Origin of the sequence: Micromonospora trifolii (assembly GCF_022229005.1) — a bacterium.
In the GTDB taxonomy this organism is placed as follows: Bacteria; Actinomycetota; Actinomycetes; order Mycobacteriales; family Micromonosporaceae; genus Micromonospora; species Micromonospora trifolii.
This window is the reverse complement of record NZ_JAKKFD010000014.1, coordinates 1-16,315: the sequence shown is the minus strand read 5'-3', so window position 1 is coordinate 16,315 and position 16,315 is coordinate 1. Positions and strand designations below refer to the sequence as shown.

The 16,315-nt window shown below is 70.6% G+C and carries 13 protein-coding genes; 6 read left to right on the top strand and 7 right to left on the bottom strand.

Translation table 11 applies throughout. The annotated features are described in order from the left end of the window. The first annotated feature begins 1 nt into the window (after position 1). From NIE79_RS09710 to NIE79_RS09700, 3 genes are read left to right on the top strand one after another with little or no spacing between them, the layout of a single operon-like run. Positions 2 to 889 (top strand): carbohydrate ABC transporter permease, encoded by an 888-nt coding sequence (locus tag NIE79_RS09710; RefSeq protein ID WP_238678219.1) that lies wholly within the window; start codon positions 2 to 4, stop codon positions 887 to 889. Continuing rightward, complete coding sequence (yicI, locus tag NIE79_RS09705) at positions 886 to 3,117, top strand: alpha-xylosidase (RefSeq protein ID WP_238678218.1); 2,232 nt, start codon at positions 886 to 888, stop codon at positions 3,115 to 3,117. Before NIE79_RS09710 ends, yicI begins: the two co-directional genes overlap by 4 nt. After that, on the top strand, positions 3,114 to 4,523 hold the full coding sequence (locus NIE79_RS09700) for a GH1 family beta-glucosidase (protein ID WP_238678217.1): 1,410 nt from the start codon (positions 3,114 to 3,116) through the stop codon (positions 4,521 to 4,523). Before yicI ends, NIE79_RS09700 begins: the two co-directional genes overlap by 4 nt. 165 nt (positions 4,524 to 4,688) lie before the next feature. Here the strand turns inward: NIE79_RS09700 and NIE79_RS09695 are convergent, their stop codons facing one another. Beyond that, positions 4,689 to 5,282 (bottom strand): nucleotidyltransferase family protein, encoded by a 594-nt coding sequence (locus NIE79_RS09695; RefSeq protein WP_238678281.1) that lies wholly within the window; start codon positions 5,280 to 5,282, stop codon positions 4,689 to 4,691. Positions 5,283 to 5,453: 171 nt separating this feature from the next. Then, positions 5,454 to 7,133 carry a bifunctional 3'-5' exonuclease/DNA polymerase gene (locus NIE79_RS09690; protein WP_372471438.1) on the bottom strand — a complete coding sequence of 560 codons (1,680 nt, stop codon included), beginning with the start codon at positions 7,131 to 7,133 and terminating at the stop codon, positions 5,454 to 5,456. A 150-nt stretch (positions 7,134 to 7,283) separates the two neighbouring features. Here NIE79_RS09690 and NIE79_RS09685 point away from each other — a divergent pair, with 150 nt between their 5' ends. Then, positions 7,284 to 8,990 (top strand): ABC transporter ATP-binding protein, encoded by a 1,707-nt coding sequence (locus tag NIE79_RS09685; RefSeq protein WP_238678279.1) that lies wholly within the window; start codon positions 7,284 to 7,286, stop codon positions 8,988 to 8,990. A gap of 50 nt (positions 8,991 to 9,040) precedes the next feature. After that, positions 9,041 to 10,738: an ABC transporter ATP-binding protein gene (locus NIE79_RS09680; protein WP_238678278.1), complete on the top strand. Its 1,698-nt coding sequence runs from the start codon at positions 9,041 to 9,043 to the stop codon at positions 10,736 to 10,738. 45 nt (positions 10,739 to 10,783) lie between these two features. Here the strand turns inward: NIE79_RS09680 and NIE79_RS09675 are convergent, their stop codons facing one another. The 5 genes from NIE79_RS09675 to NIE79_RS09655 form a co-directional block, all read right to left on the bottom strand. After that, positions 10,784 to 11,587 (bottom strand): carbohydrate ABC transporter permease, encoded by an 804-nt coding sequence (locus tag NIE79_RS09675; RefSeq protein ID WP_238678277.1) that lies wholly within the window; start codon positions 11,585 to 11,587, stop codon positions 10,784 to 10,786. 165 nt (positions 11,588 to 11,752) lie between these two features. Further along, entirely contained in the window at positions 11,753 to 12,694 is a 942-nt protein-coding gene (locus tag NIE79_RS09670; protein ID WP_238678216.1) for a carbohydrate ABC transporter permease, read from the bottom strand. Positions 12,695 to 12,725: 31 nt separating this feature from the next. Next, positions 12,726 to 14,138: an N-acetylglucosamine/diacetylchitobiose ABC transporter substrate-binding protein gene (gene ngcE / locus NIE79_RS09665; RefSeq protein WP_238678215.1), complete on the bottom strand. Its 1,413-nt coding sequence runs from the start codon at positions 14,136 to 14,138 to the stop codon at positions 12,726 to 12,728. Between the two features lie 25 nt (positions 14,139 to 14,163). Then, entirely contained in the window at positions 14,164 to 14,913 is a 750-nt protein-coding gene (locus tag NIE79_RS09660; protein ID WP_091403970.1) for a sugar isomerase domain-containing protein, read from the bottom strand. Next, positions 14,910 to 15,863 (bottom strand): MurR/RpiR family transcriptional regulator, encoded by a 954-nt coding sequence (locus NIE79_RS09655; RefSeq protein ID WP_238678214.1) that lies wholly within the window; start codon positions 15,861 to 15,863, stop codon positions 14,910 to 14,912. Before NIE79_RS09655 ends, NIE79_RS09660 begins: the two co-directional genes overlap by 4 nt. A 206-nt stretch (positions 15,864 to 16,069) precedes the next feature. Here NIE79_RS09655 and NIE79_RS09650 point away from each other — a divergent pair. Next, the coding region (locus tag NIE79_RS09650; protein WP_372471437.1) for a BadF/BadG/BcrA/BcrD ATPase family protein at positions 16,070 to 16,315 on the top strand (246 nt) is incomplete at its 3' end.

Genomic DNA, 16,315 nt, shown 5'->3' with positions numbered 1-16,315 from the left:
CATGGGCGTCACGCTCACACCGAGCACCGCGCCGGTGACACCGGCCCGGCCCGTACGCGACCGACACCACAGGGGTGTCAGCCGCTGGGTGGTGCTCGCCCTGGTCACCCTCGGCGCACTCGTCATGCTGGTGCCGTTCGCGTTCATGCTGCTCAACGCGTTCAAGTCGCCCGGCGACTACTCGTCGGGCGGCCCGCTGAGCTGGCCGACGGAGTTCTACACGAAGGGTCTGCGCACGTACTGGACCGAAGTGAACTTCCCGCTGAAGTTCTGGAACTCGGCGGTCATCGCCGGCTCGGTGGCCGTGCTCGGCGTCGCCGTGTCACTGCTCAACGCGTACGCGCTGGGCATCGGCCGGGTCCGGGGCCGGCTGTGGATCGTCGGGCTCTTCCTGCTGGCCAACATGCTGCCGCAGGAGGCGCTGATCTACCCGCTGTACTACGTGGCGAAGCAGGTCGGCCTCTACAACACCCAACTCTCGGTGATCATCATCTTCACCGTGATCCAGAGCGCGTTCGGTACCTACCTGCTCGCCTCGGTGATGGGCACGTTCCCGCGCTCGCTGCTGGAGGCCGCCGCGCTGGACGGCGCCGGCAAGTGGACGGTGCTGTGGCGGGTGGTCTTCCCCAACCTGCGGCCCACCCTCGCGGTGCTGCTCATCTTCTTCTTCATCTGGACGTGGAACGAGTTCCTCATCCCGCTGGTCATGCTGATCGACAACCAGACGCAGACCATTCCGGTCGCGCTCGCGTCGTTGCAGGGCGACCGGCTGATGGACGCTCCGACCACCAACGCCGGCGCGCTGATCAGCCTGGTGCCGGCCATCCTCTTCTTCCTCATCTTCCAGCGCACTCTGGCGCGCGGCATCACGGCAGGAGCCGAGAAGTGAAGTTCACCGACGGGTACTGGCAGCTGCGCCCCGGCGTCAGCGTCCTGCGCCCCGGCACCGTGGAGTCGGTCGAGCCGGACGAGCGTGGCTTCACCGTCTTCGCACCGACCGGTCAGATCACCGGTCGCGGCGACACCCTCAACCGTCCGCTGGTCACCGTCCGGTTCTTCTCCCCCGCCCCCGGCGTCATCGGAGTGACCATCGCCCACCACACCGGAGGGCTGCCCCGGGAGCCGCACTTCGGGCTGAGCACCGACGAGACGCACCCGGTCACCGTCGACGTCACCGGGCTCAGCGCGACGCTGACCACCGGCGAGCTGACCGCGCGGGTCGCGCTCATCGACGGGTGGCGGGTCGACTTCCTGCACGGCGACCGGCTGGTCACCGCGTCCACCGCGCGCAGCATCGGCGTCGTCACCGACGCCGAGGGCCGCCGGCACGTACACGAACGGCTCGCCCTCGGTGTCGGTGAGACGGTGTACGGGCTGGGCGAGCGCTTCGGCCCGTTCGTCAAGAACGGGCAGACCGTCGACATCTGGAACGCCGACGGGGGCACCGCCAGCGAGCAGGCGTACAAGAACGTGCCGTTCTACCTGAGCAGCGCCGGCTACGGGGTCTTCGTGGACCACCCGGAGCACGTGTCGTTCGAGGTCGGCTCCGAGGTCGTCACGCAGACCCAGTTCAGCGTCGAGGGCCAGTCGCTCACCTACTACGTCATCGACGGGCCCCAGCCGAAGGACGTGCTGCGCCGGTACACAGCGCTCACCGGCCGTCCGGCCCGGATCCCCGCGTGGTCGTACGGCCTCTGGCTGTCCACCTCGTTCACCACCTCGTACGACGAGAAGACGGTGACCGAGTTCGTCGACGGGATGGCCGAGCGGGGGCTGCCGCTGTCGGTGTTCCACTTCGACTGCTTCTGGATGCGTCAGTTCCACTGGGTCGACTTCGTCTGGGACCCGGCGACCTTCCCCGACCCGGAGGGGATGCTGCGCCGGCTGCGCGAGCGCGACCTGAAGGTGTGCGTCTGGATCAACCCGTACATCGCGCAGCGCTCGTACCTCTTCGAGGAGGGCCGCGAGGCCGGTTACCTGGTGCGCAACCCGGACGGTTCGGTCTGGCAGTGGGACAAGTGGCAGGCCGGCATGGCGCTTGTCGACTTCACCAACCCGGACGCGGTCCGCTGGTTCACCGGCAAGCTCAAGGCGCTGCTCGACATGGGCGTCGACTGCTTCAAGACCGACTTCGGCGAGCGCATCCCGACCGACGTGGTGTGGCACGACGGCTCGGACCCGCAGCGCATGCACAACTACTACTCGTACCTGTACAACAAGGCGGTCTTCGAGCTGCTGGAGACCGAGCGCGGCGAGGGCGAGGCGGTGCTGTTCGCCCGCTCGGCCACCGCCGGCGGGCAGCAGTTCCCGGTGCACTGGGGCGGCGACTGCGAGTCGACGTTCGTCGCGATGGCCGAGTCGCTGCGCGGCGGGTTGTCCCTGGCGGCGTCCGGCTTCGGCTACTGGAGCCACGACATCGGCGGCTTCGAGGGCACCCCCGACCCGGCGGTGTTCAAGCGGTGGGTCGCCTTCGGGCTGCTCTCCTCGCACTCCCGGTTGCACGGGTCCGGGTCGTACCGGGTGCCGTGGGCCTACGACGAGGAGGCAGTGGACGTGCTGCGGCACTTCACCCACCTCAAGCTCGGCCTGATGCCGTACCTGGCGGCCGCCGCCCAGGAGGCACACCGCGACGGGACGCCGGTGATGCGGCCGATGTTCGTGGAGTTCCCGGACGACCCGGCGACGGCGCATCTGGACCGGCAGTACATGCTCGGCCCGGACGTGCTGGTCGCCCCGGTGCTCAGCGCCGACGGCGACGTCACGTACTACGTACCCGCCGGCACCTGGACGCACCTGGTCACCGGCGCGCAGGTCACCGGCCCGGCCTGGTTGACCGAGAAGCACGGCTTCGACAGCCTGCCGGTGCTGGCCCGACCGGGCTCGGTCATCCCGTTCGGCTCGCGCACCGACCGACCGGACTACGAGTGGGCCGACGATGTGCGGCTGCGGGTGTACGCACCGACCGAGGGGCAGCGGACCCGGGTACGGGTACCGTCACCCGGCAACGGGCCGGGCGCCGAGTTCGACGTGCGCTACGAGGGTGGGACGGCCAGCGCCGAACTGGTCGCCGGCACCTCGACGGGCTACATCTGCGAGATCCAGGGGACGGAACGATGACGCAACACCACTTCCCGGAGAGCTTCGTCTGGGGCTCGGCGACGGCCGCGTACCAGATCGAGGGCGCGGCGACCGAGGACGGGCGCGGACCGTCCATCTGGGACACCTACAGCCAGACACCCGGCCGGACCCTCAACGGTGACACCGGTGACGTGGCCGCCGACCACTACCACAGGTGGGCCGACGACCTCGGGCACATCGCCGACCTCGGGCTTGGCGCGTACCGGTTCTCCATCTCCTGGCCCCGGGTGCAGCCGGGCGGCTCGGGCCGATTCAACCAGGCCGGCATCGACTTCTACTCCCGGCTGGTGGACGGGCTGCTGGAGCGGGGCGTCCGCCCGGTGGCCACCATGTACCACTGGGACCTGCCGCAGGAGTTGGAGGACGCCGGCGGGTGGGCGGCGCGGGAGACCGCGTTGCGCTTCCAGGAGTACGCGGCGGGCATCGTCGGCGCGCTGGGCGACCGGGTGCACACCTGGACGACGCTCAACGAGCCGTGGTGCTCCGCGTACCTGGGCTACGCCTCCGGCGTGCACGCACCGGGTCGGACCGAGCCGGCGGCGGCGCTGGCCGCTGTGCACCACCTCAACCTCGCGCACGGCCTGGCCGGTCGGGTGGTCCGGGAGCTGGCCCCGTCCGCCGAGCTGTCGGTGACGCTGAACCTGCACGTCATCCGGGGCGCGTCCGACTCGGCCGCCGACCAGGACGCGGTCCGGCGGATCGACGCGTTGGCGAACCGGGCGTTCCTCGGCCCGATGCTGGACGGGGAGTACCCGGCCGACCTGCTGGCCGACACCGCCTCCGTCACCGACTGGTCGTTCGTCCGCGAGGGCGACGAGAAGCTGATCGCGGTGCCGCTGGACGTGCTCGGGGTCAACTACTACTCCAGCACCCTGGTCCGGGCCTGGGACGGGGTGTCGGCCCGCTCCGACGCCGACGGGCACGGCGCGTCGACGTCGACGCCGTGGGTCGCCGCGGAGAACGTCGACTTCCTGCCGCAGCCCGGCCCGTACACGGCGATGGGTTGGAACATCGACCCGCCGGCGCTGACCGAGCTGCTGCTGCGCCTCCAGCGCGAATACCCCAGCCAGCCCATGATGATCACCGAGAACGGCGCGGCGTTCGACGATGTGGTGTCGGCCGACGGCCGGATCCACGACGAGCGGCGGATCGACTACCTGCGTCGGCACATCGGCGCGATGGCCGACGCCCGCACGCAGGGCGCGGATGTGCGCGGCTACTTCGTCTGGTCGTTGCTGGACAACTTCGAGTGGGGCTACGGCTACGACCGTCGCTTCGGCATCATCCGGGTCGACTACGACACCCAGGTCCGCACCTGGAAGGACAGCGCCCACTGGTACCAGCGTCTCGCCGCCACCGGCGAGCTGGACCAAACACAGGACTGACACCGCAGGTAGCACGTCGCCGTCACCCGCCCTGCCTGCCCCCCCCCGCCCCTTCCGCGTCGATCATGGACTTGTGGTGGGTGACAAACACCTTGCCTGTGCCCATATCAGGCACCACGACTCCATGATCGACGCGGCAGGGGCAGGGGTGGGCAGGGGTGGGGGCTAGACGCCGACGCGCTGCGGCGGGACGGTGAGCCCGTACATCTCCATCAGCTCCGGACTGTCGACCCGGCTGCCGTCGGCCACCGAGTCGCAGGCGATGTCGACGATCTGGTCCTTGTGCGCCAACAGGTACGGCCGGGCGCCCACGTCGGCGCTGGCCAGGGTGGCGATGCCGGGCCAGTGCCGGCGGCCGAACAGCATCGGGTAGCCGCGCAACCCGTCGTAGGTGGCGCAGACCAGCACGTCCGGGTACGGCAGCGCGGCCACCCGGCTGACCGCCTCGGCGGTCAGGCCCGGCATGTCGACCGGCACCACCACCACCGCCTCGATCCCCTCGTCGTCCATGGCGGCCAGGCCGGCCCGGATGGACGAGCCGACTCCGGTGCCCCACGCCTTGTTGATCACAACGGTGGCCTTGCCCAGGTCAGCGGTCTCCTGGACCTGCTCGGCGGCGGCACCCAGGACGACCACGATCTGCTCGCAGCCCGCCTCGGTCATCGTGTCGATCATCTGGTTCACCAGGGGCTTGTCACCCTGGTGCAGCAGCGCCTCGGGACCACCGATCCGTCGTCCCCCGCCTGCGGCGATGATCATTCCTGCGATCCGGTTCAGCTGCGCCCCCTCCAGCACGGGACGGACCGTGACCGATCCGTCCCCTCCTACGGACACTGCAACGAGGACGGCCAGCCGGGGGTGGCGGGGCGAAAAGGAGAAATAGCACAACCGTTACACGACCGGCACCCGCCGACACCGACACTCCGACGGTCAGGCCGCGTCGGCGTAACAGTCGACGATGGACAGGTCCAGTGGGAACCGGACCGGCGTCGCACCGAAGAGCAGCGCGGAGGCGCGCTCGCCGCACCGGTTGACAGCCTCGGCGACCGCGTCCGCCTGAGCGGCCGGCGCGTGCACGACCACCTCGTCGTGCTGAAAGAAGACCAGCTCGGCGTCGGTGCCGGACAACTCCGTCCGCAGCGTGGCCAGCAACGTGGAGGCCCACTCCGCCGCCGTGGCCTGGATGACGAAGTTGCGGGTGAAGCGCCCCCGGGACCGCGCGGCACGCGCCCGCGGACTGTGCGGATCACCCGCCCCCTCCGGATCGGAGGGCTCGTCGTCGAGATCACCGAACCCGGCCGAGCCGGGCGGACACGTGCGCCCCAGCCACGACCGCACCAGCCCACCCGTCTCACCGGTCCGCGCGGCAGCCTCGACATAACCGAACGCCGTCGGGTAGCTGCGCTTCAGCACCGCCAACGCGGGCACCGCGGCCCCGCCGGTCTGCCCGTACATCGCGCCGAGCAGCGCCACCTTGGCCTTGGCCCGGTCGCCGCCGAACGAGTCCCGGGCCAGGGCCGCGTAGAGGTCGCCGGCACCGCCCGCCGCCGCCAGCCGCGCGTCGCCGGAGACCGCGGCCAGCACCCTGGGCTCCAACTGGCCGGCGTCGGCGACCACCAACCGCCAGCCCGGATCGGCCACCACCGCCCGCCGGATCACCTTCGGGATCTGCAACGCGCCACCACCCCGGGTGGCCCACCGGCCGGAGACGACACCAGCCGGCACGTACTCCGGTTGGAACCGGCCGCCCCGCGCCCACTGATCGAGCCAGGACCAGCCGTGCGCCGTCCAGATCCGGTAGAGCTCCTTGTATTCCAGCACCAGCGGCACCGCCGGATGGTCCACCCCGCGCAGCACCCAGGCCCGGGTGTTGGGCAGCTCCACCCCGGCCCGGGCGAACGCCTTCAGCAGCTCCGCCGGGGAGTCGGTGTGCAGGCCGCGTACGCCGAGCGCGTCGGCGATCCGGGCGGCCAGCTCGGCGAGTCGGCGTGGCGGACCACCGACCGGGGACGCCTCGCCGAGCAGCTCGTGCAGGATCTCGTTGTGCACGTCGGCACGCCAGGGCAGCCCGACGACGCCCATCTCCGCCGCGATCAGCGCGCCGGCCGACTCCGCGGCCACCAGCAACCGGAACCGGCCGGGGTGCTCGGTCGCCGCGACGCGGGTGAGCTGGTCGGCGTACACCTGGGTCAGTGCCTCGATGCCCGGGCCCGGCGGACCGGGCAGTGTGTCGAAGAGCGCGCCCTGCCCGTGCCCGGGTGGCGCGGCGGCGCGCGGCGGCGGGTCGGGCGGCACCGCCGCGCCGGTCAGCCGGGCCCAGGCGGCGGCCACCGAGCGGGGCTCGCCCCAGCGGCCCACGTGCCCGAGCAGCAACGCCTCGGTCAACTCCACGTCGTGACACCTGTCGACCCGCACGCCGGCGCGCAGCAGCGTCGGGTAGACCGCCGTGGCGGTCGACCAGACCCAGCGCGGGTGCTCAGCGGCCTCGCGGGCGGCGACCGCGGCGACCAGATCGGTGACGACCTCGGGCGGACCGGTGGGCCGGCCGGTGGCGTCCAGCGGGCACAGCACTCCCCTACCCCGCTCGTCGGACACCACCGCCACCAGCACGAACGTGATTCTGCCTCTCCCGTCCGACAGAAACGGAGGCGGACCTCACCATGATCGGGGCGGTGGGGTGTCAGGGCCGGTCGGTAGCGTGATCGGGTGCCTCCGCAGATCCCGCATCCCGATCCAGGCACCCCCGACGCCCGCGGTCCGATGCGCTACCTCTGGTGGCTGGTCCGCTGCCAACCCTGGCGGGTGCTGCGCGGCAGCCTGATCGGCACGGCCTGGATGATCGGGCTCTCGGCCCGGCCCTACCTGATCTACCGTGCCGTCGACGACGGGCTGCGCGCCGGCGACACCCAGGCCCTGGCGCTCTGGGTCGCGACGATCGTCGTCGCGGGCGTGGGCCTGTCCTACCTGGGCATCATGCGACACCGCACGATGACCTTCCTCCGGGAGGACGCCAAGGCCCGCTCGGCGGAGGTTCTGCTGCGCCACCTGTCCCGCATCGGCGCGGTGCTGCCCCGCCGGGTCGGGGCGGGCGAGGTGTCCACCATCGGCGGCTCCGACATCGACTGGACGGCGCAGGTGCTGACGCTGACCGGGCCGGGCGTCGGCGCGATCATCGCGTACGGGGTGATCGCCGTGGTGCTCTGGTCGATCTCCCCGCTGCTCGCGCTCTGCGTGCTGGTGGGGATGCCGGTCGTCGCCTTGATCGTGGGGCCGTTGCTGCGCCGCCTGGAGCAGGTCGAATCGGTCTACCGCCGGCAACAGGGCGCGCTCACCGCCCGATCCGGTGACATCGTGGCCGGGCTGCGGGTGCTCGCCGGTGTTGGCGGCCGGGACCTGTTCGCCCGGCGGTACGCGGCCCGGTCCCAGGAGCTGCGCGCCGAGGGCTACCGGGTCGGCGCGGTCAACAGCTGGATCGACGCGGCGACTGTCGCCATCCCCGGGTTGTTCCTGGCGGCGGTGGTGTGGCTGACGGCCCGGATGGCGGTGACCGGTGACGTCACGATCGGCGAGTTGGTCGCCGTCTACGGCTACGTGGCGACCCTGATCGTGCCGGTCTGGTTTCTGCTGGAGGGCAGTTACCAGCTCATCCGCGGTCGGGTCGCCGCCCGACGGATCACCGACCTGCTCAACGTGACACCGGACGACGTCGGTGGCCCGGGCCGCCGGTGGCCGGGCGCCGTACCCGAGGCACGCCGACCGGCCGGCCTGGCCGCACCGGACGGCCCGGCCGACCTGCACGACCCGGCCACCGGCCTGACCGTGCGCGCCGGCCAGCTGACCGCTGTGGCGGCAGACGACCCGACGGCGGCCGTGGCGTTGGCCGACCGGCTCGGCCGGTACGTCGCCAGCGACGTCACCTGGGGCGGCGTGCCGCTGCGCGAGGTCGCCCTGGACGAGGTCCGCGCGCGGATCCTCGTCGCCGACCACGACTCCTACCTCTTCGCCGGCACGCTGCGCGACATCCTGCGCGCCGGGGCCGACGGCGACGACGAACGGATCGGCGCCGCCCTGCGGACCGCCTCGGCGCAGGACGTCGTCGACGCCCTGCCGGCCGGGCTGGACACCCCGATCGACGCCCGAGCCCGGACGCTCTCCGGCGGTCAACGCCAACGGCTGCGCCTGGCCCGGGCGCTGAGCGGCGAACCGGAGGTGCTGATCCTCGTCGACCCGACGTCGGCCGTGGACGCGCACACCGAGGCACGGATCGCCGAGGGGCTGCGGGCCGCACGGGTCGGGCGGACCACAGTGGTGATCGCCACGTCGCCGCTGCTGCTCGGCCGGGCCGACGTGGTCGCGCTTCTGAGCACCGGCCGGATCACCGCCACCGGCAGCCACGCCGACCTGCTCGACGACGACCCGGCCTACCGGCACCTGGTGGCCCGCGGCAGCGAGGAGGCGTACCGGTGAGCCGGCTGCCGGTCGCCGACCGTCGCACCGTACGCCGGGCCCTGCGGGACATGATCAGCCGGCACCGGCGCGCCGTCGGGGTCGTGCTGGCGCTGCACGGCGCCGCCGCGGTCGCCGGGCTCGCCCCGCCGTGGCTGCTGGGCACCATCGTCGACCGGGTCACCGCGGGCGCGGACGTGGCCACTGTGGACCGGCTGGCACTGGCCATCGCCGGCTGCGTCCTGGTCAGCGCCCTGCTCTCCCGGTACGCCCAGTACGCCGGCCACCGCTTCGGCGAACGGGCCGTCGCCGAACTGCGCGAGGAGTTCGTCTCCCGGAGTCTCGGGCTGCCCGTCTCGGTCGTCGAGCGAGCCGGCTCCGGGGACCTGGCCACCCGCAGCTCGGTCGACGTGTCGACGGTCGGCACCACAGTCCGGGACGTGGTGCCCACCATCGTCATCGCCACTGTGCAGTTGACGTTGCTGTTCGGGGCTGTCTTCCTGCTGCACCCGCTGCTCGGGCTGGCCGCGCTGGCCGGGCTCCCGTCGATCGTGGCGGTGACCCGCTGGTACCTGCGCCGGGCCAGCTCCGCGTACCTCACCGAGGGCGCGGCGGCGGCCGAGCTGACCGAGACGCTGACCACCACCGCCGAGGGCGCGCGCACCGTGGAGGCGCTGCGGCTGACCGACGACCGGATCCGGCACGGCACCACCCGCGTCACTCTGGTGTGGCGGGCCCGCCGGGCGACCCTCGCGCTGCGCACCGTGTTCTTCTCGGTCGTCGAGGCCAGCTATCCGCTGCCGGTCGCCATGGTCCTGCTCGTCGGGGGCTACCTGCTCTCCCGGGACATGGTGTCGCTCGGCGCCGTGGTCGCCGCCGCGCTCTACCTGCAACAGGCGATCGACCCGTTGGACCGGCTGTTGCAGTGGACCGAGCAGGCGCAACGCGGCTTCGCGTCGTACGCGCGGCTGCTCGGCGTCGGCATGGTCCCGCCGGAAGCACCCGGCACGACCGCCTCGTCACGGGGCGAGCGGCTCGTCGTCAGTGGCGCCCGGTTCTCCTACTCCGACGGGCCGGACGTGCTGCACGGCATCGACCTGGAGGTGCAGCCCGGTGAGCGGCTGGCCGTCGTCGGCCCGTCCGGAGCCGGCAAGTCCACTCTCGCCCGGCTGCTGGCCGGGATCGACGCGCCGCGCCAGGGCGTCGTCAGCATCGGCGGCTGCCCGGTCACCGACCTCGACCCGGCCGAGCGACGCCGCCGGATCGCCCTGGTCACCCAGGAGCACCACGTCTTCATCGGCTCGGTACGCGACAACCTCTCCTTCGCCGCGCCCGACGCCTCCGACGAACAGATGCGCGCCGCGCTGCTCACAGTGGGTGCCGAGTGGTTCGCGGAGCTGCCCGACGACCTGGACACCCAGCTCGGCGACGGGGCCCGTCAACTCGGTGCGGCCGAGGCCCAACAGCTCGCGCTGGCCCGGCTGGTGCTCGCCGACCCGCACACGCTGATCCTGGACGAGGCCACCGCGGCGCTCGACCCGTCCACCGCCCGCCGGACCGAACGCGCGCTTGCCGCCGTGCTGGTCGGACGGACCGTCATCGCGATCGCGCACCGGCTCAACACCGCCCACGACGCCGACCGGGTCGCCGTGCTCGCCGACGGTCGGATCACCGAGATCGGCAGCCACGACGAGCTGGTAGCGGCCGGCGGGGCGTACGCAGCCCTGTGGCGCTCCTGGCACACCCGCGTCGACGAGCACCCGAGATGACGAAGGGGCACCTCGTTGCCGAGGTGCCCCTTCCGGTCGAGCTGCTTACTTGCCGACGCCCGCGGTGAGGCCGGACTGCACCTGCCGCTGGAAGATGATGTAGACCACGAGCACCGGGAGCATCGCCATGGTCACCCCGGCGAAGAGGCCGGACCAGTCGGACTTGTAGCCCTGGTTGACCGAGAGTTCGATCAGGCCCTGGGCGATCACCTGGTTCTTCTCCTCACCCGCCACCGACTGCATGAGCAGGGTGGGCAGGTACCACTGGTTCCACTGACCCAGCACGTTGAAGATGCCGATGCTGATCAGGCCGGGCTTGGACATCGGCAGCATGACGCTGAAGAACAGTCTGCTGTGCGACGCGCCGTCCACCATTGCCGCCTCGGCGATGGTGTTGGGCAGCGTCCGGAAGAACGAGTGCATGAAGAAGACAGTGAACGACAGCGACCAGGCGACGTAGACCAGGATCAGCATGAGGTGCTTGTTCGGGCCGAGCAGCGGTAGGTAGACGCTGGTGTTGTAGACGCCCTTGAACAGCGGCACCGCGGCCAGGTAGACCGGCAGGGTCAGGCCGGAGAGGAACACGTAGTAGATCAGCCGGTTGCCCCGGAACTCGTAGCGGGCCAGCGCGTACGCGGCCATCGAGCCCAGCAGCATGGTCAGGGTGACACTGCCGGCCAGCACCAGCACTGTGTTGAGGAAGAACGAGCCGAGGTGCCCCGCGCTCCAGGCCCTGGCGAAGTTGTCCCAGTTGAGCTTCGCCGGGATCAGGGACAGCGGGTGGCGGATGACCTCCGAGTCGGTCTTCAGCGCCGACATCACCACCCACAGCAGTGGGTAGATCACCATCACGGCCCAGACCAGCAGGAAGACGTGGGAGAAGCCGTTGAACAACCTGCCGCCGACAGTGGCCGCGGTGGACCCCCCGTCCGCGCCACCCTCGGGTGACGTGCCCGGGCTCTGTTCGGGACGGGTCAGACCATCGTGAGTCGCTGTGCTCATCGTCCAGCCTCCTCAGTACTCGATACGCTCACGACGGGTGATCCTGAGCTGCGCCGCGGCGAGCAGGATCGTGAAGATCGCCAAGGCGACACCCATCGCGCAGGCGTAACCGAACTGGCCCTTCTGGAACGCGGTGAAGTTCAGCACCGACGCGAAGATCTCACTGGCGTGGTTCGGGCCGCCCTGGCTGGGCGTCATGACGAAGACCAGGGCGTACATGTCCAGTGCGATGAAGCCCAGGTAGACCCAGGCGACCGAAACGGTGTCCCGCAGCAGCGGCAACGTGATCCGGAAGAAGGTGTGGAAGCGGCTGGCCCCGTCCAGGAGCGCCGCCTCGTAGATGTCCTTCGGGATGGACTGCATGGCCGCGCTGAAGAGCACCATGTAGAAGCCCGCACCGCTCCAGACCGCGATCACCAGCAGCCACCACAGCACCGCCGGCACGCCGAGGAAGGGCTCCGGGTCGGAGGTGAAGGCGATCGGGTTGTCCGCGTCGACCAGACCGATCTTGATCATCAGGCCGTTGATCAGGCCCTGACCGTCGCTTCGGTAGATCTGCTGCCACATCACGGCGATGACCACCAGTGACAGCACCTGCGGGAAGAAGAAAATAATCTTGTAGATGCCGGAGCCGAACACCCCTCGGATGCCGGCCCTGTCCTCGCGTCCGCCCACATTGAGCAGGAACGCGAGGAACAGGGCCAGCGCGATGGTGAACAGCGGCACGGTGATCAGGAAGAAGACGTTGTGCCAGAAGGCCTTCCTGATCAACTCATCCGACAACAGCCGGACGTAGTTGTCCAGACCGACGAAGTTCTGGGTGTCCGAGTAACCACCCCAGTCGGTCAGCGAGTATCCCGCCGCCTGCACGAAGGGCCACACCACGTAAAAGAGGTACAGCCCAAGCGGCAAGGCCAGGAAACCCGTGACGAAACGCGCAACACCGTGCCGCATGGTCACTCACTTCTCTAGCTGATCGGGCCTGTCAGGCGGTGCGGGTCTGCTTCTTGACGGAGGAGTCCTTCGCGACCTTGTCGGCGGCCGCCTGCATCTTGTCGACAAACTGCTGTGCGGTGAGGCGCCCCGCCATCAGCTCCTCGGCCAGGTTCTGGCTCTCCTTGTCCAGGTCGGCGTAGAAGTCCGGGAACTTGACCGAGATCAGGTCCTGCGTGCCGCTCTTCATCAGCGTGTTGGCCGAGGCCAGGGCCGTGTCCTGGACGTTGTCGCCGGAGCCCTTGGTGGAGGCCAGCGACTTGGTCAGCTCGGCGAACTTCGCCGAGCCGGCCTTGGAGAGGATGGCCCGCAGGAACTCCTTCGCGGCCTCCTTGTTCGGGGCCTTGCTCGGCACCACGAAGCCCTCGCCGGAGGAGGCGAAGACGTCCTTGGCGGCCTTGTCACCGGGCTTGGTCCAGTAGTCCGAGAGGGTCATCTCGAAGCCCGGCGGGATGGTCGCCGACATCTCGTTCTTCAGCCAGGTGCCGACCTGGATGAACGCCGCCTTGCCGTCGAGCCAGGCCTGCTGCGACTGGGTGTGGTCCAGCTTGCCCGGCAGGAGCAGCTTGTCCTTGACCAGCTTCTCCCACGGCTCCAACGCCGCGACGATGCCGTCGGCCTTCCAGGCGTTGTCCTTCAGGTTGTCGATGTCGATGATCGGCTGCTTGCCGACGGCCTTCCAGATGCTGGCGAAGAGCGCCCAACGCGGGTAGTAGCCGTGCGCGGCGTCGTGCACGTACGGTGCCATGCCCTTGGCCTTGATCTTCGGCGCGAGGGCGAAGAAGTCGTCCCAGGTCGCCGGCGCCTGCCAGCCCTCACGCTTGAACAGCGCCGCGTTGTACCAGTTGCCCCAGACGGTGTAGGCGACGTTCACCACGTAGAACTTGCCGTTCTGAGTGCCGTCGGTGACCGTGCCGGGCAGCAGGGAGTCGGCGACGGTGCCCTCGCTGTCCCAGGCGGGGGCGGTGAGCAGGTCATCGAGCGGCTCGATCGCGCCCTCGTTGATCAGCGTGCTGCGGTCCATGATGTCGGCGCCCGAGTTCATCACCAGGTCACTCGGCTGGGTCGCCATCTTCGGCTGTTCTTCGGTCTTGATCTTCTGGGTGGAGCTCATGTTGACAGTGATGTTCGGGTGCTTGGCGTTGAAGAGGACCTTGTCCTCCTTGGCCCACTGGTCGCCAAGACCGCCGTTGAAGACGACCACCTTCACGGCGCTGCCGTCCTTGACGCCGAACGGGTTGTCCTTGCTCTTCGCCGCACCGCTGTCGGCGGACTTGGTCGGCTCGCTGCCGGCACAGGCACTCAACATGCCCGCGGCCGGAACGGCGAGCAGACCAGCCGCCGCGGCGCGCTGCAGCAAGGTCCGGCGGCTCAGGTCACCGATGTTCTCGGGGGAATCCGACATCTTTGACTCTCCTTGTGGTGTCGGGTCAGGCGGTACGCCGGAGACGCCCGGCGTACCGCGACTCGAGGGCGAGGTTGTGCTCGTCCCCGCCGGGGACGTTGGCGGAGAGGTAGATAGGGGGTACCTCCCCGGCCTGGTGGAACCGTCGTACGACCTCAGCGGTCAGCAACTGCGCCAGCAGCGCCGTGGTGACCGAGGAGACCGCACAGACCGCGCCGCCGCCCTCGAGCGGCAGCAGTGCATCGCCGTACGGCGCGCCATTGTCCAGCACGACGTCGGCGAGGTCGGCGAGCCGGTGACCGGACGGGTGCCGTGGGGCGACCCGCGCGGTGTGCTCGACCGAGGTGACCGCGATCAACGGGTGACCGCGCTCGGTGACCAGCGCCGCCAGCTCGACCACCGAGCCGTTGATGCCGGATTGGGACGCCACCACGAACACGTCGCGCGGCTGGGGCGCCGCGAGCGCGTAGATCTGGTGGGCGATGGAGGGATCACGTTCCAGCTTGGGATCGGCGAGCACGTCACGCGGGGCGTCACCGTGCATCACCAGGTCCCGTACCGAGAGCCGGTTGGTGGGGACCAGCCCGCCGGCCCGGGCGACCAGCTCGGCGGCGAACGCCTCCGAGTGCCCGGCGCCGAACGCCTGGAGCACGCCGCCGTCGCGCAGGCTGTCGGCGATCAGGTCGGCGGCCCGGGTGATCCCGTCGGCCTCCGAGTCGAGCAGCCGGTCGAGCACCGGGCGGACGGCGTCCGCGTACCCCTGGGCGCTGATCATGAGTGGGCTCCCTTCGCTGCCTTGTGCCCGTCGACGGCCTGCGCTGTCCGCCGGAAGGCCGCGTGCGCGCGGTCGTGCGTGCGTTGGGCGACGGCGATGTAGAGCAGGTCCAGCACCACCAGTTGGGGGTGCCGGGCGGAGAGCGCGTCCGGCCGGAAGGTGGTCGCCTGGCTGGCGGTGAGCAACACGATGTCGGCCAGCTCGGCCAACGGCGAGCGAGGGAAGCCGGTGAGCGCGAGCGTGGTGGCGCCCCGGCTGCCCGCCTCCGCGAGCATCTCGATCGTCTCCCGGGTCTGCCCGGTGTGCGAGATGCCGAGCGCCACGTCCCCCGATCGCAGCAACGCGGCGCTGGCCAGCCCCTCGTGCACGTCGTTCCACGCCCACGCCGCCACACCGATGCGATGCAGGCTGAACTGCATCTCCTCACCGACCAGGGCGCTGCCACTGGCACCGAAGATGTTCACCCTGCTGGCACCGGCGATCGCCACCGCCGCCCGCTCCACCTCGGTGAGGTCGAGCAGGGTGGCGGTGTCGTGCATCGCCCGGGTGTCGGCGGCCATGATCTGGTCGAGCACCCGGCCGAGCGGGTCGCTCGGCTGGATCTCCCGTCCGATGTCGATGGTCCAACCGGCCGAGCGCGCCCGGCCGGTCTCGGAGGCGATGCCCAGCCGCAGGTCGGCGTATCCCTCGAAGCCCATCGCCCGGCAGAAGCGGGTGATGGTCGCCGGTGAGGTGCCGCTGCGCTCGGCCAGCTCGACGATCGTCGAGCGGGCGGCGGCCTCCGGGTCGCTGAGCACGTGCTCGGCGACCCGGCGCAGGGCGCCGGTCAACTCGCCGAGCCCGTTGCGCACCCGGGCCAACACCCCGTCGGAGGCCGAGCTCCGCCGGTCCATCACGTCGGCGTCGACCACCGCGGTCCCCGCGGCGGTGTCCACCTCGTGATCAACCATGAGACGCCTCTGCTTTCCGAAAAGACTGTTAACTGTTAGTGGTAAAAGTTCTTACTGAACGACCCTCTGTGTCAAGACTGTGGGCGAAGTTTTCAAACTGTTACCTGCCGCACAACCCTCCACGCCCGCCACAACTTGCCCCGCGCGACCCCGCCGACCAGCATGAACAAGCCAGATCGCCGTTCCGCGCAAGGAGCCTCGTGCCGATGTCCGACACCGTCGTGGTGGGTCTCGATATCGGCGGTACGTCCACCCGGGCGACCGTCCTCACCCTCACCGGGCAACGCGTCGGCACCGGCCGCGCCGGCGGCGGCAACCCCACCAGTCACGGCGCCGAGCGCGCCGCCGCCGAACTGCTGACCGCGCTCCGCGAGGCGCTCACCGACGTCGACCCGACGCAGGCGGCCGCCGGCACCATCGGGCTCGCCGGAGCCGGCCGGCTGCTCGCCGAC

What these genes read in the sequence shown, in the direction of transcription:
- NIE79_RS09710 (WP_238678219.1), top strand. Translation starts at nt 2, where the DNA reads ATGGGCGTCACGCTCACACCGAGCACCGCGCCGGTGACACCGGCCCGG.
- NIE79_RS09700 (WP_238678217.1), top strand. Translation starts at nt 3,114, where the DNA reads ATGACGCAACACCACTTCCCGGAGAGCTTCGTCTGGGGCTCGGCGACG.
- NIE79_RS09695 (WP_238678281.1), bottom strand. Translation starts at nt 5,282, where the DNA reads ATGATCATCGCCGCAGGCGGGGGACGACGGATCGGTGGTCCCGAGGCG.
- NIE79_RS09685 (WP_238678279.1), top strand. Translation starts at nt 7,284, where the DNA reads ATGCGCTACCTCTGGTGGCTGGTCCGCTGCCAACCCTGGCGGGTGCTG.
- NIE79_RS09680 (WP_238678278.1), top strand. Translation starts at nt 9,041, where the DNA reads ATGATCAGCCGGCACCGGCGCGCCGTCGGGGTCGTGCTGGCGCTGCAC.
- NIE79_RS09675 (WP_238678277.1), bottom strand. Translation starts at nt 11,587, where the DNA reads ATGGTGATCTACCCACTGCTGTGGGTGGTGATGTCGGCGCTGAAGACC.
- NIE79_RS09670 (WP_238678216.1), bottom strand. Translation starts at nt 12,694, where the DNA reads ATGCGGCACGGTGTTGCGCGTTTCGTCACGGGTTTCCTGGCCTTGCCG.
- ngcE (WP_238678215.1), bottom strand. Translation starts at nt 14,138, where the DNA reads ATGTCGGATTCCCCCGAGAACATCGGTGACCTGAGCCGCCGGACCTTG.
- NIE79_RS09660 (WP_091403970.1), bottom strand. Translation starts at nt 14,913, where the DNA reads ATGATCAGCGCCCAGGGGTACGCGGACGCCGTCCGCCCGGTGCTCGAC.
- NIE79_RS09655 (WP_238678214.1), bottom strand. Translation starts at nt 15,863, where the DNA reads ATGGTTGATCACGAGGTGGACACCGCCGCGGGGACCGCGGTGGTCGAC.